The sequence below is a fragment of the Rhabdonatronobacter sediminivivens genome, from assembly GCF_013415485.1.
GTDB lineage: Bacteria > Pseudomonadota > Alphaproteobacteria > Rhodobacterales > Rhodobacteraceae > Rhabdonatronobacter > Rhabdonatronobacter sediminivivens.
Window position 1 is genome coordinate 1 of sequence record NZ_JACBXS010000032.1, and the last position, 15,878, is coordinate 15,878.

The 15,878-nt window shown below is 66.9% G+C and carries 11 protein-coding genes; 7 read left to right on the top strand and 4 right to left on the bottom strand.

Annotated elements, in window-relative coordinates:
- The 3 genes from HUK65_RS13825 to HUK65_RS13835 form a co-directional block, all read right to left on the bottom strand.
- A partial coding sequence (locus HUK65_RS13825) for a two-partner secretion domain-containing protein (protein WP_179906861.1) occupies positions 1 to 3,546 on the bottom strand: 3,546 nt, incomplete at its 3' end.
- A gap of 19 nt (positions 3,547 to 3,565) precedes the next feature.
- A complete protein-coding gene (locus HUK65_RS13830; protein WP_179906862.1) occupies positions 3,566 to 5,296 on the bottom strand; it encodes a ShlB/FhaC/HecB family hemolysin secretion/activation protein in 1,731 nt (576 codons plus the stop codon).
- Between the two features lie 201 nt (positions 5,297 to 5,497).
- The gene (locus HUK65_RS13835) at positions 5,498 to 7,546 is read right to left on the bottom strand and encodes a caspase family protein (protein ID WP_235442154.1); all 2,049 of its coding nucleotides are present in this window, start codon (positions 7,544 to 7,546) and stop codon (positions 5,498 to 5,500) included.
- A gap of 153 nt (positions 7,547 to 7,699) precedes the next feature.
- Here HUK65_RS13835 and HUK65_RS13840 point away from each other — a divergent pair, with 153 nt between their 5' ends.
- The 6 genes from HUK65_RS13840 to HUK65_RS13865 all read left to right on the top strand — a co-directional run bounded on the left by HUK65_RS13840 (position 7,700) and on the right by HUK65_RS13865 (position 13,396).
- Entirely contained in the window at positions 7,700 to 9,364 is a 1,665-nt protein-coding gene (locus HUK65_RS13840) for a class I SAM-dependent methyltransferase (protein ID WP_179906863.1), read from the top strand.
- Positions 9,365 to 9,555: 191 nt separating this feature from the next.
- Complete coding sequence (locus HUK65_RS13845; RefSeq protein ID WP_235442155.1) at positions 9,556 to 9,981, top strand: hypothetical protein; 426 nt, start codon at positions 9,556 to 9,558, stop codon at positions 9,979 to 9,981.
- Between the two features lie 8 nt (positions 9,982 to 9,989).
- Positions 9,990 to 10,628, top strand: a complete 639-nt coding sequence (locus HUK65_RS13850) for a MotA/TolQ/ExbB proton channel family protein (RefSeq protein WP_179906864.1) — start codon at positions 9,990 to 9,992, stop codon at positions 10,626 to 10,628.
- Between the two features lie 4 nt (positions 10,629 to 10,632).
- A complete protein-coding gene (locus tag HUK65_RS13855; RefSeq protein WP_179906865.1) occupies positions 10,633 to 11,058 on the top strand; it encodes an ExbD/TolR family protein in 426 nt (141 codons plus the stop codon).
- Positions 11,055 to 11,459: an ExbD/TolR family protein gene (locus tag HUK65_RS13860; protein ID WP_179906866.1), complete on the top strand. Its 405-nt coding sequence runs from the start codon at positions 11,055 to 11,057 to the stop codon at positions 11,457 to 11,459. Before HUK65_RS13855 ends, HUK65_RS13860 begins: the two co-directional genes overlap by 4 nt.
- Positions 11,456 to 13,396: a DUF4384 domain-containing protein gene (locus HUK65_RS13865; protein ID WP_179906867.1), complete on the top strand. Its 1,941-nt coding sequence runs from the start codon at positions 11,456 to 11,458 to the stop codon at positions 13,394 to 13,396. The genes HUK65_RS13860 and HUK65_RS13865 overlap by 4 nt, the downstream gene beginning before the upstream one ends.
- An 815-nt stretch (positions 13,397 to 14,211) precedes the next feature.
- Here HUK65_RS13865 and HUK65_RS13870 read toward each other — a convergent pair.
- Positions 14,212 to 15,057, bottom strand: a complete 846-nt coding sequence (locus HUK65_RS13870) for a M15 family metallopeptidase (protein ID WP_179906868.1) — start codon at positions 15,055 to 15,057, stop codon at positions 14,212 to 14,214.
- 236 nt (positions 15,058 to 15,293) lie between these two features.
- Between HUK65_RS13870 and HUK65_RS13875 the strand changes: the two genes are divergently transcribed.
- A complete protein-coding gene (locus tag HUK65_RS13875) occupies positions 15,294 to 15,869 on the top strand; it encodes an OmpA family protein (protein WP_179906869.1) in 576 nt (191 codons plus the stop codon).
- Positions 15,870 to 15,878: the final 9 nt, after the last annotated feature.

A 15,878-nucleotide genomic window follows, 5' to 3' on the forward strand; every position in this document is an offset into this window, starting at 1 on the left:
GGCATCCGAGGCCACGATGTCATAGGCGCCGACCTGCGCCTCCGGCGCGGCGCCGTCGCTGTCGAGGGTGACCTCGGCGACCGTGTCGGCATAGAGGGGGTCGGTGATCAGCCCAGCCACCGTGAAGGCGGTGGTTCCGAGTTCCGCAAGGTCGCCATAGACCCTGGTCTGGTCCTCGGCGGTGATGGTCAGGGGCGCAGGCAGGATGTCGAATGTTCCAAAACTGCTGACAGGGCGGTATTCCAGCGCCGTGTCCGAGTCTTCCGTCACACTGCGCAGCCCCGTGACCGCCAGATCACGCAGGCCGACCGTCAGATCCGATGGCGGGGCGAAGCTGGCGCGGGTTTCGAAGTCATCGGTATTGCCGAACTCCGGCCCGAAGACATAGACGCCGGGGCCGCCAATGGTTGCGACTTCGCGCTCCACGGCATCGGTCCCAAGCACGCCATAGATGATCTCGAAGGGATCATCGGGGATCACCTGGGCGACCGGGTCGATGGCATAGAGCTGCGCATAGAAACCTGGCTCCGAAGGCGCCCAGTTTGCGGCAAAATCCCAGCCCGCCGCAGTTGCGATTGCCTGAAAACCGGTGAGGTCCTGCAGCTCGGCCGTGGTGAGGCCGTCGGTGTCCGGGCTGCCCGAGCTTGTCTCCTGACCTGTTGTCTCGCGGTCCCAGAACGCGTTCGTTACCCCGTCTTCATCAAGGCCGACGAGGCCGCCGATAAAGGCGGTAGGGTCGCCCGGAACGAATTCTGCATCCGCCGCGACCGAGCCGGTTGCAAGGCCCTGTTCGATGGTGCCCAGGTTGGTCCCGACCAGACCACCGATATCGGTAAACCCGGCGCTTGTTGCCGCGCCGCGGACCTGCCCTGTGGCATAGGCGCGTTCGATGGTGCCGTCATTGGTGCCCACCAGCCCGCCGACCGCTGCATCGGTGTCGCTGATCGAACGGACGTTGCCCGTCGCTGCGACATCGGTCAGGATGCCGGGGGTATGGTTCCGGCCGACCAGGCCGCCGGTCTCGGCGCGGCCGGTGCTTTCAAAGGTGCCGTCCGGTTGCGCTCCGATGGTGATGTCGACATTCGCGCGGCTTTGTTCTATCAAACCGAAATTGGCGCCGACAAGACCGCCGACCTCGAACCGTTCGGATATACCGGGGGCTATATTTCCGGTATTGGCGATCGTGCCTTCGGCGCGGGCCTGGCGGATGGTGCCGGTGTTGGTGCCCGCCAGACCACCAAGATCGACCGCACCGCGGGCGTTGGAAACGCCTCCGCCGATCACATCAGCATCGACTGTGGCCTGCTCGATCAGCCCGGTATTGACCCCGACCAGCCCGCCAATGGCGATGCCATCACCATCGACAAGGCCATCTTCGACAGTGATCCCGCGTATCGTGCCGTTCGCCGAATTGATCCCGGCGAGTATACCTGTCGGTTCGTTCGCTCCGGTCCCACCGATCACCACGGGCGAAACCAGGCGCAGGTTCTCGATTGTGCCGATATTCTCGGCGAACAGCCCCGCAGGCGCGTCCACACCCGACCGCGCGATCCTCAGATCGCTGATGGCAAAGCCGCGCCCGTCAAGGCTGCCCGGGAAGGGTTCGAAACTGTCTTCGGTGAAGCGCCCGCCGATGGGCACGAAGCCCTCAAGGCCGTTCCAGTCCTGGGTTCCCGAAGCGTCGATATCGCTGCCCAGCGCATAACTTTCGGCAAGGCGGGTGCCGACACCCTGCAGCCCGTAGATATCGCCCAGCACCCACGGCGATCCGATCGTGCCGTCGCCGTCCAGGGTACGCAGGAATGTCGCATCGTCTGATGCTGTCTGAAAGTCACCGGCATCGAAGTCCGGCAGGTCCGGTCCGACCTGGGTCCAGTCGCCGGCCAAAAGCGTGAAGCGCGCCACATTCACCGCGCCCTCGACGCCGGTGGTGATCTCCCCGCCCGCATCGACGGTAAAGCCGCCTGCGGGGGCGATGATTGCCTGCTGCAGGTCCACATTGCCGACCGCGCTGAAGTGCAGCTCGGCGCCGCTTGTCCAGGCGATTTCGGACAGGACCGTGATTGTGCCATCGCCGGGCGCGCCATCGAATGCCGTGCCGGTCTGGACCTCGACATCGCCCATCTCCAGGTTCGCGACCAGGTCGTCCACGAAGATGTTGGCCGGGCTGTCGTCGGGGGCAAATGCCCCGCCGTCAAATTCTCCGCCGTCTGTCGGTTCAATACCCGTGATGAAAACGTCATAGGGATCAAGCAGCAGGGTGCCCGCCCGGCCCATGGGCGCGCGCCGGTCCACCAGCCCGGCAAAGCTCAGCCGTGCCTTGCCCGACACTTCGACAAAACCGCCGTCGCCGCCCAGATCGCCCCCCCGGGCCGCGATCTCGCCGCGAAACACCGTGATGTCATCGGACCAGAGGACAACCGTGCCGCCGTCGCCCAGTTCGGTTGCGTTGGCGAAGATCCGTGTCGTCCCGTCAACTCCCAGGCGCTGCGCCGTTGGCAATTCGCCGCCGCCGTGGAAATCGCCACCGATGCGGATATCGCCGCCGCCGCCGGGGCCGCTGGCGTCGATCTCGGCGCCGGCCAGAGTGATCTCGGCCCCGGTGACGGTGACGCTTCCGCCTGTCGGGCGCTTCGGTGGGATGGGCGATCTGTCGACCACGGTTGCCTGCGCGCGGGGCGCGGCCCGGGTGGTGGCGCGCCCCGTCACCTGCACCTGTCCGCCCGCGCCGCCGCCCAGCATGATGGCGCCGTTGCGGCCTGACACGCTGCGCGCCTCGACCACGCCCGAGAGGTTCACGGCATTGCGTGCGGCATCGCGCGCGGTGGCGGCCAGCATTTCGACCCGGCCGCCGTTTGCCTCGATCCGGCCGGAATTGCTGACCAGCGCCTCGTCGCCGTCGATATCAGAGGGCAATGCCACCTGCAGGAACCCGTCGCCCGAAAAGTCCAGGGTCGCCCGTTCACCCGCGCCCATGCCGACGCGCCCCATGGGAACGCGGATCGTCCCGGCGTTCGACACCCGGCCGCCAAGAAGTGCGGCATAGCCCCCCGGAACGATATCGACCGTCCCGTGGTTGCGCACCGTGCCCGGGGCGCCGGTGCCTTCGAACCGAAGGCGGCCCTGCACGAAGTCGTCGTCATCAATGTCAAGTGTCGAGGCAACGAACCCGGCGGCACGGACTTGGCCGCCGGGTCCGATCATGATCCCGTTGGGGTTGACCAGAAACACCTGACCATTGGCGTTGATCTGTCCGTCAATCCGGCTGGTGGTGCTGCCGGTCACGCGGTTGAGCAGCATCGCATCGGCGCCGGGCTGCTGGATATCGACCCGTGCCTGCGCGCCAAGCGAAAAGCTGCCCCAATTCACGATGGCAGCCTGCGACCCCTGCCTGACCGCCATATGCCCGGCACCGGGCAGGGAGATATCGACCGCCCCATGGCCGACCGCGCCATCGGTTGGCAGCGTGGCGGGATCGGCAAGCGCCACCAGTGGCGACAACGCTGTCGTGGCCAGAAGCAGTGAACGAATGAGAGGGGCGCGCATGGTCAGATATCCCCTGAATTCAGAAACGTACCGTCCCTACAAGTGAAAAGCGATTGTCATTCTGCCCGCCGCCATGGCGGATGCCGCGGGCAACTTCGGCCCGTACGCTGGCACTGTTGAAGCGCGAGTCCAGCTGCGGCAGAACCTCGATCCCGACGCCGAAGCTGGACAGGCGCCGCCGCGGCTCTTCCAGGGCCGTGGGCTGGTGAAGCCACAGCACGCCCGAGGACGCGAAGGCATAAGGGGTCATCGTGGCCTGTACCTGTTCGGTCTGGATCGGAGCGCGCAATTCACCCCGCAGGACCACGCCGCTGTCGCCGCTTTCCGACCCCGAGGCCAGGCCCGAGAGTTCGGACATGTTGGCGATGCCGATCTGTTCGCTGGCGACCAGCGGGCGGCCGAATGCGGTCTGGGCACGCCCCGAAAATGACATCACCAGGGTTTCACCCAGCGGCCGCACCACCTGTCCCGAGACTTCCAGCTTGCCAAATCCGGGCCGCGCGCCGTCGCGCGAAAGGGGCAGCGCGGCAGTTCCGCTGCGCGCGCCAAAGGCATTGAGCCCAAGCGACGCAATGGCGTCAAACGCGTAAAGCCCGCCTTCAGGCAGGGTCTGGATCATCCCGGCCGACAGCCGCAGGATGCGCAGCTCATCGCGGTGCAAGGGGAGGCGGCTGCCATCGGCGGCCACGACATCCTGCCGGTCGCGCTGCATGTCGAAACTGGCCCGCGCCGTGATGTTCAGCGCCCGCGTGCGCACGACCGGATACGCCAGGCGGAACGAGGCGCGATCAAAGGTGCTGGTGGTGGGAACGCCATCCGTACGCGGCGTGGTGCGGCTTTCGGTCAGTTCCAGGTTCCAGGTCAGCCCGCTTGTGCCAACGGGCGCGATGACACCTGCAGCCAGGGTCCGCATTCGCGGGGTTGTGCTGAACAGCCCATCCGAGGCGCCACCGCGCGACGGGTTGCCCGAGGCGCGCAGATAGAGTGTCTCACCCCGGCCCAGCAGGCCGTTGAACTCCACCCCGGTGTTGAGGGAATAGCCGCCAAGGCTCCCCGAGTGGCTGGTGTCCAGCCCGGCAAAGGCGGTGACCGGCCGGAATTCGCCGCCCAGAACCAGGCGGGTGGCGCCGGGTGCGGTCCCCTGAGCCAGCGCCGAATCCAGGGCAACCCCGAATGTGTCCCCGGCGATCAGCAGCGCGCGCTCGATCTCGGCCATGCGCAGGCTGCGCTGCCCTTCAAGCGGCGCGGTCACCTGGGCGATGCGCCCGCGCACCGGATCGGGCAGCGCGTCGGCTTCGATGCTTTCGACAAAACCGTCGACGACAACCAGACGGAGGGTGCCCCCATCGCGCAGTTCCTGCTGCGGCAGGACCACCCGCGCCAGCACGAAACCGGCCTCGGCATAGGCGGCTTCAAGATCCTGCGCGGCAAGGAAGATCTCGGAAACGGGGATCACCTTACCGGTCAGGCGCGCCTCGGTCGCGCGATGCGCTTCGGTCATGGCGGCGAAACCGCCGTCGATCTCGAGGCCCCGGATGGTCACGGTCAGCCGGTCCGCCCCGTCCGGCGCGCCAAGCCCGGGGGCGCCGGTAAACTCCACCACGCCGCTCAGCGGACGCGCATCGGGCGCAAGCGTCGGAGGCGTGACATCCGCCGCCGTCTGGGCACCCGCGGCCAGAGGCGACAGAAAAAGCGCCAGTGCCAATGCCGGTAGCCCGGTTCGGTTGAATGGCGCTGTGCCGCGCTGCATATGCTTCGCGCCTCTCTGTCCAAGTCACGGTTCTGTGGCGCTGCCGAAACTCGCAGGCAGCGCAATGCTGGCCAGTGGTTAGTAAACGAAAAAATAGCACGAGGGCTGGGTTTGAACCTATCGCCGCGCGCGCATCGCAAGATAATTCGGCGAAATCCGGGTATTCTTGCCACAGTCGGCAGCGGCCGGGCGCGGAGCGGCTCAGTTCTGCGCGCTCATCAGGAAACCGCCATTGCGCCAGGCGCGCAGGGGATCGTCCAGAGACGGCCCGGTGGCCCCATCAATTGCGCCGGTGTAATGGCCGGCGGCCCGCAACTGCTCCTGCAGTGCCCGGATTGTGGGCACGGTCCAGTCGGTTTCAGGGCGGGTCAGTTCGTTCAGTGCCCGGCCATCGTCGGCCGCCACGGCGCGCAGCAGGAACCCGGCTGCCCGCGCAGGATCGCGTGGAACACCGCGGCCTTCGTCCAGAAGCGTTGCCGCGGCGTGGTAGCCGTTTGGCTCTCCCTCGCGGGCGGCGCGCAGGAACAGGTCCAGCGCCGATTGCCCCGTCTGCGCGATGCCGCGATCCTCCAGCACTCCGAGATTGAAGGTTGCGATGGCAGAACCGGCCGCCGAGGCCTGGTCAAAGAGATCGATCGCGCGCGCCACATTGCGTTCGACGCCGCGCCCCTCGAACAGTGCAACGGCAAGGTTGATCGCGGCATCGGGGCTTCCGGCTTCGGCGGCTTGTTCGTAAAGCCGTATTGCCGCGTCGATATCGCGCGGAACGCCGTCACCGACCTCATGCAGGAGGCCCAGGCTGACCATCGCCCGCAGATCGCCCGCCGCCGAAGCCTGCCGGTACAGCGCGATGGCCGCGTCCTGCGCCCCTGCTGCGGCCTTGGCGCGGGCCAGCAAGGCAACCAGATGCGGCACGCCCGGAAAGGCGTCAACCGCAGCCTGGCAGGCCGCAACCGCGGCCTGGGCGTTGCGCGCAAGGGTGGTGAATTCGACCCCGGAGGTATTGGCGGTGGCATCGCGCGGGTGGGTCGCCAGTCGTTCGCACTGGCGCACCGGGGCATCATCGGCCGCAGCCGGCAGGGCCTCCAGCATCCGGCGCGCATCATCTGCGTTTGCCCCATGGGGAAAGAGGTCCAGATACCGCGCGGCAAGGGGGCGCATGCGCGTGCGCTGCGCAAGCGACCAGAGCCGCTCGGCCTCGATATCCGCAGTGCCGGGCAGGCGCCGGATCACGCTGCTGCCCACATCGCCGTCACCGATCTGCAGGAAATTCTGCACATCGGCGATATGGGCGCCCTGCGGGAACCGTTCCAGATAGAGATGCATCAGCACCGGATCCTGCGCCCGCGAGGCCACCTGCCAGAGCATGGTTTCAGGCGATACGCTTTCCTCGCCGGGAAGGAAGCGGAACTGTCGGGTGAGCGAGGAATTCTCCCACGGAATCTGGCGCCCGCCCGTGGCCGACAGCACATCCCGCCGCACCCCGATCATCAGTTCGGATATGTCCTGACCGGGCGTGTGAATGCGGCTCAGGATCGCTTCGGCGAAAAAACTGTTCCGGCCAAGCCCGTCATAGGCAACGTCATCCGGGTTGGTGGCAAAGGCGAACAGGAAATCCGCAGCACTGCCCACCCGCGCCAGCCCGTCCATATCACCATCGGCGCCCAGCGGGTTGTCCCGGCACGCATCCAGGAAGATCAGCTTCAATCCCGGTGTGTCCTCAAGCGCAACCAGCCATTCATCCAGCGGTATCACCCCGTCCATGAAGGTCGCAGGGTCTGTCAAAGTGGCATCGGTCGGCACCAGATAGTTGCGCGCACCGGCCTGCAACCCGTGGCCTGCGAAATAGACCGCCGTAACATCGGCGTGATGTGCGGCCTCCAGAAACTCGGCAAAATGCGCCCGCATCTGATCTTGCGTGAGGTCCTCGCCCAGGTGGACGTCGAACTCCAGGCTTTCGAACGCCGCCGCGATGTCGCGGGCATCGTTGAGCGGGTTTTCCAGCACCGGGACATCGGTGTAACCGGCATTTCCGATGACCAGCGCCACCCGGACCTCGGCCCAGGCCGGGCGTAGGGGCAGCGCCAGCAGCACCAGCGCAAGGGACAGTGCCGCCACAGGTGCCGCATGACGCCGTGCCGCGCCCCAGCATGTGCCAGCCGCTGCGGGCATCGCATCGGGCATCGCATCGGGCGGGGCCGTCGCGGCATGGTTTCCGGGTTCGGGCGATACGCGCATGGGACGCAGCATGACCCAAACCCCGCGGATTCGCCAAGCCCCCGCGCGTCACGATCGCGTTCTGGTGGCTCAGCCTTGCCAGCGCGACGGCGATCCCGCTATGGTTCATGAAATCTCGCGCGCGCAGGCCGCGTGTGCTGGCATTCTTGCACAAGGGGATTGGCGATGAGCGACTGGACCGGGGGCTACGTCGCTGACATCGAATATCTGCCCGGTGTCTTTGAAGGGCAGGGGCCCGGCAACCTGGATCTGGCCTGCATCATGGCGGGGATAGAACCCGTCCGCCGGCCGGGCAGCAACGCGCCCTTTACCTATTGCGACCTGGGATGCGGGCAGGCCAGCACCGTTTCGGCCTTGGCCGCTGCCAATCCGGACGCGCAATTCTGGGGCATCGATTTCATGCCCGCGCACATCGCCCGGGCTGAAGCATTCCGCAGGGAAGCGGGGCTGGACAACCTGACGCTGATCGAGGCCGATGTGGTCGCCCTTGCCGGTGCGGCCGAAACCGATCTGCCCCGTTTCGACTATATCGCGCTGCATGGGCTCTATACCTGGGTTTCGGAGGAGGTGCGGGCCGGGATTGTCGCCTTTCTGGACCGGTTCCTGAAACCGGGAGGTGCAGCTTATATCGGCTATAATGTCATGCCGGGCTGGACGACCGTCGCACCGTTGCAGAAGCTGCTGTTCGAATACGGCGCCACCCGGCAGGGGCCCAGCGGGGTGCGCGTGACCGAAGCCATCGATTTCGCCAGGCAGATGAAGGCCGTCGGCGCCGAGGGGCTGGACGCGCTTGACAGCCAGCGGATGTTTCCCACCGGCATGCCTCCGGAGCTGGAGCAGCGCCACCTTGGCTATCTGGCGCATGAATTCCTCAATACCGGCTGGCGGCCGCGTTTCCACATCGATGTGGCGCGTGACCTGAGCGCGGCCAAGATGGAGTTCGCAGGCTCGGCCCAGCTTCTGGACAATTTCGCAGGGATCAACCTGTCGGATGAGGCAGAGAAGATGCTGGCGATGGTCCCCGCGGGCCCGCTGCGCGAGACCTTCGAGGATTATTTCACGGGGCGGCGGTTCCGGCGCGACATCTTCGTCCGGGGGCGGCGCAACATCCTGGCCGAGACGCGCGAGGCAATGCTGGCCGATGTGATCCTTGCCCTGGTCAACGCCCGACCAGACCCCGACCAGTCCGAATGGCCGCAACTGAGCACGCGGTTCACCCTGAACCGCCAGACCTACGACCCGGTCTTTGACCGGCTGGAGCAAGGCCCGGCTTCGATCGGCGAGCTGTGCGCCGCGGCACAGGGCGCGGGCCGACGGACCACGGGGAACGAGTTGCTGGGAATGCTGGCCGGTCTGGATCTGGCGCTACCTGTCCTGCACGATGTGGCGGGGTCGGTGGTCGAATCCTGCTGGCGCCACAATCGCGTGGTGACGCAGGCGGCGTATCGGTCGGTCCGCAGCACCCGGTTTCCGATTGCCGCGCCGGTCGGCCATACCGTTCTTGCCTTCAATGCGTTGCAGACACTGATCCTTGACGGGCTGTTCAGCGGGATCCCCGCCGAGGTCGATGGCTTGAGCGCGCATGTCATCGCGCGGCTCAAGCTGGACCCTGACGCGGTGCAGCAGCTCCCGGAAGCCGGGGCACCAGGCGAATCGCCGCAGCCTTCACCGGCGCCGGATGCACAGGCCGCAACCGATGACACCCCGGCCCCCCCGCCGGAACCGCGCCGCGTGGGTGAAGCCGTCCGCAGCAGCACCACCGATTTTCTGGAATACCAGCTGCCGATATGGCGCCAGCTTGGAATCCTGCCGCCGATCAAGCCCGAATGATGGTGCAGCCGATGCCGGGCCAGCCGACCGGATGACGCCTTGGCTGACGGCCGGTCCGGGCAGGGCCGAAGAAAAATCTTGACTCGCGCCGACCGGTTCCAGCCTACTGACCTGGACGGGCAGGGTGTCGATATGCCCCGTGTCCCCTCCGGACAAACCTGTGTCCCTGCCCGGACAAGGTGGAGGATATCATGTCATTTCGTGCCATGGCAGTCATTGCAGCCGTCCTTGGCATTGCGCCCGCCATCCCCGCGCAGGCCGAAACCGGACAGCTCAGGATCGAACTCAACAAGTTCGAAGAGACCGAGGACAGCGGCTGCCGCGCCTTCTTCCTGTTTCGCAACGAAACCGGCCTGACCCTGACCGGGTTCGAGATGTCGCTTGCGATCCTGGACCGGGACGGGGTGATTGACCGGCTGCTGACCATCGATGCCGCGCCGCTTCCCACGGCGCGCACAACCTTGAAACTGTTCGAAATCCCCGAAATCCGCTGCAGCGCGATTTCCGAGATCCTGCTGCACGATCTGCCCTCGTGCCAGCCGCAGAACGCCCCCGAGATGGATTGCTTCCCGCTGCTGGAACTGGTCAGCCGGACCGATGCGGCGATAGTCAACTAGGCGCAACCGTGAACGACATTGTCGACATCCTTCAGGCAGGCGGGCCGGTCATTCTGGTTCTGCTGGCGCTCTCGCTTCTGTCGCTGACGCTGATCGCGCTGAAGCTGGTGCAACTGCGCGGCGTGCGCTCCGGCGCTGCGCTGCGTGACGGGGCGCTGAAGCAATGGCTGGACGGACAGCACAGCGCAGCGCGCAATGCGCTGAGCACAGGGGCGGCGCCTGCCGACCGGGTGACCGCCACGGCCATGGCGCGGTTCATGGATGGACGCCCGGCGCAGGCCGTCGAGGCCGAGGCCGAGCTTCTGGGCAACCAGGAGGTCGAAGCGATGAATCGCCATATCCGCATTCTGGAGCTGGTGGCTGTCATCAGCCCGCTGCTGGGGCTTCTGGGCACGGTTCTGGGGATGATCGAGTCCTTTCAGCAGCTTGATCTTGCGGGCGGTTCGGCGAATGCCTCGGTGCTTGCGGGCGGGATCTGGCGGGCACTGCTGACGACGGCGGCGGGGCTTCTGGTCGCGATTCCGGCGGCAGCGGCGGCGGCGCTCTTCTCGGCCCGGATCGAGGCCGCAGCCCAGGCGATCGAACGCGCGGTCGGCCAGTTGCTGGTGATCGAGCGCGCCCGGGCCGGAACCGGGCCACAGGGCTGATCCGATGCGTCTGGCACTTCCCCAACCGCCGCGAGCCCTGATCTCGTTGGTGCCGCTGGTCGATGTGCTGCTGATCATGCTGGTCTTCTTCATGGTCACCTCGACCTATCTGGACCTTGACATGATCCCCGCAGCCGAGCGCAGCGAAGATGCCGCGGCCCCGATGCCAGCGCAGGCAGCACCGGGGGGCGCGGGCATGTTGCTGATCCGGCTGGCGCCTGATGGCCGTCCGTGGCTGCGCGGTCAGGCGCTGGATGCGGGCGCGCTGGCGGCGGCGCTTGACGCGCATCGCCGGGCCGGACCGGATGCCGCTGTCAGTGTCCTGGCCTCGCCGCGCGCCGATGTGCAGGCGCTTGTGACGCTGATGGATGCCGTCAACGACGCCGGATTGACCCGCTTGCGCGTCCTGCGCACCGAGGGTGTGCCATGAGACTGCAGCGCCCGCCCCCCCGCGCGCCCATGGAAACGATCATCGCCATGATCGATGTGGTGTTCTTTCTGCTGGTCTTTTTCATGCTCATCGGACGGATGGACGCCTCGGCCCCATTCGAAGTGCTGCCGCCCCTGGGTCTGAGCGGCTCGGACCTGCCCGCGGGCGGGTTGATCATCGCGGTGGCTCCGGATGGGCGGCAGGCGCTGGACGGGGTCGAAATGGACGCGGATGCGATCATCGCCACCCTGGCCGCCCGGGCTGCGGATGAGCCCGCGCTGCCGGTGCGTGTCAATGCGCATCATGCGGCCCCGCTGAGCCTGGTTCTGCCCTTGCTCTCCCGGCTGGAGGCCGCCGGTCTGCGCGATATCGGGCTGGTCGTCACGCCGAACCCGCCATGACGGCCGGGCGGGGGCAGTGGGCCGGCGCCGCGGCGGCTTCGGTCTTGGCGCATCTGGCGGTGGCCGCTGGCCTTGCCGTGACGCTTTCGCCGCCTCCGGTGCCGCCGCAACCACCGCCCGAGGCGCGCTTTGATCTGTCCGCACAGCCGGTCGAACAGGTCACCGCCATTGCGCAACCGACCGATGGTGCGGCCGTGCCCGAAGGACAGACAGGGGCGCCGACCCTGCCACCGGGGACCGTCCCCGTGGCGCGCGCGGCGCCGCTTGCCGCATCCGGCCCTGCGCTGTCGGCCACCGATGCGCCAACGGCGGTGTTGGCCGGACAGCCCCCGCCGGGCCAGGCTGCGACCGTGGTGCCGCCCTCTGGCGCGGCATTGTCCGCGGAGGCACCGCCTGGCGCTGCGCTGACCTCGGTGCGCCCACCCGCGGCCACGATGCACCCGGTGGCTGCCCCAACCGAAGCGGCCCCGCCCGCAACGACACCCGGCGCCGAGCGGATCGCCAGCACCGATGCGGCGCCTGAAGTCCTTTCCCCCGCCCCGGCGCAGACCATCACCGCAGCGGCCGCCCCCGCCCCGGCGCAAGGCATTGACGCCGCGCCGACCACAGGCGAAGCCGCAACAGCCGCGCCACTTCCGCAGCTTCCCGCCCCCGCCGCCTCAAGCGATGGTCCACGTCTTTCCGCAACTGCCCCCGGAGGGCAGGCGCTCGCCGGTGCAGCCCCCAGACCCGCATCGGCGCCAGCAGTCTCGGCCGTGCCCGAGCAGATTTCCAGCGCCTCGGCCGAGGCAACAGCGCTTGCCCCGGCCCCGCCCGCGGCCGAGGCCGCCCCGCCCGCACATCCGCCCGCCGATGCGCTGACCACCACCCGGGCGGAACCGCTTGCACTGGCCAGCCTGGCGCCCGTGGTGGACAGGGCCCCTGCGTCCGCTCCGCCAGCGCAGGCAGTCGCCGCCACCGCCACCAAGGCTCCGACGGTTCCCGCAGGCTTGCCTGAGGCGCCATTGCTGCCGTCACAGCCGCCGCAGGGCGCGCATGTCCTGGGCAGTCCGCCGGGTGATCTGGCACAGCCCGCCGCGCCTGCAAGCGCCGCGGGTGCACGTGCGCAGGCGGCACTGGCCTGGTCCGGGGCCGACCGGGACCAGATCGACCCGGTTTCGCTGGCCGCGATCCAGTCCTTCATGCAACCGGCCGAACTTGCCCGCCTGCAGGCGGGTGACGACCCGGTGCGCGACGGGATTTCGGCGCTTCTGGCCTCGGTGCCCTGCGCACGGATGCAGACCGTATTCCTGCCCGAGACCGGCACGCTGGAACTGCGCGGCCATGTCCCGGACGAAGGGCTGCGCGACCCGGTGCTGGAGGCGCTGATCGGGCAGGTCGGCGCTGCGATCCCGGTCGCCGACAACCTGCGGATCCTGCCGCGGCCGCAATGCGAGGTGCTGACCGGCATCGCCGATCTGGGCCTGCCGCAATCGACCCTGCAGGATACCGACCCCCGCCTTGTCGGCCCCGATGCCCACGCCCGGGAATACCATTACCTTGACGGTGACACGCTGACATTCGAGGTCACGACCCCCGATTATCCGGCGCATGTCTACATCGACTTTTTCGATGCCGACGGGATGGTCCTGCACCTGCAACCGAACGAGATGCTGGACACCGTGCTGATGGATCCGAAATCGACCCTGACAGTTGGCGTCGATGCCACCGGCACCGAGATCTTCAGCATCACCGTGGCGCCGCCCTTCGGCAATGAAATCGCCGTGGCCTTCGCCGCCTCCACGCCTGTCCACGAGGCCCCGCGCCCGGTGCGCGAACCGGCCGGGCCATATCTGGACTGGCTGCACGAACGCATCGCCGCAGTGCGTGCCGCCGACCCGGAGTTCAAGGGCGAGTGGGTCTATTTCTTCATGTCGACAGCACCGCGCAGGCAGTAACGCGTGCCGGAACCGGGAAGTTCATTCGCGCCGTTTGCCCGGGGCGCAGTGACGGCCCTGCTGCACAAGGCAGGCGAAGGACAGGTCCCGCTTTTGCCGGACCGATCCATTCCGGAGCATGGGGAGCGCCTATGCCGGGCGTAGGGAAACCATTCGTCACGGCACCCCTGATCCGGAACCCTGCGACCTGATGGTCGAGGTCCCTCGCTGGCCGGGCGGTCCCACATATTGCATACCGGTTCCGACGCGGCTTTGGCGGTGATCGCCGCCCCATCGCGGCCATGGCCTCTGGCGGTGCGCAACAGCGCAGGAACGTGCCGAACTTGCGGGCCGGTGGATGCGGGTGCAGCCGGACCGGGTTGCTGCGCGAACCGCGTGTACGGCGACCGGGTTCGACGAAAGGCACGTGTGCCTTGGATGATGTGCTGCTCGACCGTGGCGGGCTGATTGAAGGGTAAGGCTCTCCGTTCTGGCGAGGGCGGTGCTTTTCGCACTGCGAGGGGCGCCGGAAGCAAATTGCGACAGCCCAGATGCGTCATTCAGGTTGCAGATCACCAAAAGGCCGCCGTTCGACCGGAGCTTTGTGCCTTGGAGCGCCAGCCCCAGAGGCGGGTCGAAAGCCGCCCGATCATGCCGCCCGGCGCCCGCCCCCCCCCGGGGAACCCGTGGAAAACGGGCCAAAAGGTTGCCGCCCCAACCTTCCACACTGAAAACAAGAACTTCACAAGCGCAATATGAGCAGGTTGTATTGAGAATGCGGGTTGAGAAACAGATATCCTTTGCCAGGAGCATGCTGCCCCGCAGCCGCACCGGCATCAGATCCGCCCCTCCTCGCGCCACTGCAGCAGCTTTTCGCGGCTGACTTCGAAATGCATGCTGTCCTCACGTCCGAATGCCGCCCCCCAGATCCAGCCTTCGGCGGCAAAGAAATCGGCGAGGATCGTCAATCCAAGCTGTGTTGTCCCGGCGCCAAACGCATCAAGGCGACCGTCGATATTGAGATCGACAGCGGTGCCGAAGGAATGTGACGACAGCCTGTTGATCGTGCCTCGGATCTGGCGCACGCACAGGGAACCGGCGGTGCCGATCCGATCATAGAGGTCCGGGTCAGCGCGACGGATCTCGGAAAACACCCGGCCCAGCGACTCCACCGCAGGCGCCAGCATGTGAACGCGGATCGGCCCCACGTCATCCAGAACCAGCAAGTCGCGCAGATCGGGGTTGGTCATCGGCTGACATGTGTCGCTCAGATCTTCGCGCGGGCGCCCGAGCAGGTCTTCAAGAAAGCGTGGCGAGGCAACGCTCATCCCCTCGTTCAGCGACCGCCTGGAGGGGATCACCACGACCTGCGTATAACTGTCGAGGATCTGGTTTTCGGTGTCCCGCGGCCAGTCAGCATCGGGATCGCTGCGGTCGTAATAGGGCAGGAGCTCCTCCTGCGAGGGGTCGGGGCGCAGGGCGATCCGCGTTTCCATATCGTCTATTCGATCATGCAGCATCTGTATCTGCTGGCGCAGCATCTCGATCTCGATCCGCGCACCGCTGTCAACCGCCGCGCCGCCGCCATCGACCTCGGTGCTGTCGCGCGACAGCAGTGCAAACCAGATGCCCGGAGCCAACAGGATTGCAGCGGCAAGGATATAGACTGGCAGTTGACGCATCGATACGGGGTCCAGTCCCTGGCAACACACCACGGGAAAGGGTCGCGCGATTCTCGCTGCGGATCAAGTCACAACGCAGCTGGGCTTCACCGGGGCGCCCTGGTCGCGCCATCCTGTCACGCCGATTTGACGGATTGATCGCTGCAGTTGGCAGAAAGGCCTATTCCGTGTATTCTGGCAGGACATTCCGGGCTTCCCGCTGGTTTGAATCAGGGTCCATAAGGAAAGGTGGCACCATGAAGTCTGCCGGAACTGTCTTTGTTGCCCCGATAGCCCTTGCCGGGCTGTTCATCCTGGGGGTGCCGCTCCCCGCGCAGGCAACCGACGCCGACGAACTGAGCGCGAGCGAGCTTGAAGCGCTGTTCAGCACGCAACGCACACGCGGCCTGGTCCTGGCGCCGACCGGCGACAGTTCAGCGCCGTCGGATGCTGCCGCAACGCCTGAAGTGTCCAGCGACTATGTGCAGTTCGATCAGGCCGAACAGGTCAATGTCCGCATCGCCTTCGATTTCGATTCCTCGGCGCTGCGCGAAGATCAGAAGCCACGGCTGGCCACGCTGTGCAATGTCATGCGCGACAGCGATATCGAAGGCTTCCGGGTGGTTGGGCATACCGATGCAGTTGGCAACCACGCATACAACCAGCGGCTTTCGCTGATGCGGGCGCAGGAGGTGAAGCGGCACCTTGTCAATGACTGTGGCATTGCCGAGGATCGTCTGGAGGCGATCGGTGTCGGGCCGGATTACCTGTATGATCCTGACGATCCGCGCAGCCCCGACAACCGGCGGGTCGAGTTTCAGGCGATGAGCTAGGCAATGGCG

Coding starts and splice junctions, on each gene's coding strand:
- HUK65_RS13830 (WP_179906862.1), bottom strand. CDS start 5,296: ATGCAGCGCGGCACAGCGCCATTCAACCGAACCGGGCTACCGGCATTG.
- HUK65_RS13835 (WP_235442154.1), bottom strand. CDS start 7,546: ATGCTGCGTCCCATGCGCGTATCGCCCGAACCCGGAAACCATGCCGCG.
- HUK65_RS13840 (WP_179906863.1), top strand. CDS start 7,700: ATGAGCGACTGGACCGGGGGCTACGTCGCTGACATCGAATATCTGCCC.
- HUK65_RS13845 (WP_235442155.1), top strand. CDS start 9,556: ATGTCATTTCGTGCCATGGCAGTCATTGCAGCCGTCCTTGGCATTGCG.
- HUK65_RS13855 (WP_179906865.1), top strand. CDS start 10,633: ATGCGTCTGGCACTTCCCCAACCGCCGCGAGCCCTGATCTCGTTGGTG.
- HUK65_RS13860 (WP_179906866.1), top strand. CDS start 11,055: ATGAGACTGCAGCGCCCGCCCCCCCGCGCGCCCATGGAAACGATCATC.
- HUK65_RS13865 (WP_179906867.1), top strand. CDS start 11,456: ATGACGGCCGGGCGGGGGCAGTGGGCCGGCGCCGCGGCGGCTTCGGTC.
- HUK65_RS13870 (WP_179906868.1), bottom strand. CDS start 15,057: ATGCGTCAACTGCCAGTCTATATCCTTGCCGCTGCAATCCTGTTGGCT.
- HUK65_RS13875 (WP_179906869.1), top strand. CDS start 15,294: ATGAAGTCTGCCGGAACTGTCTTTGTTGCCCCGATAGCCCTTGCCGGG.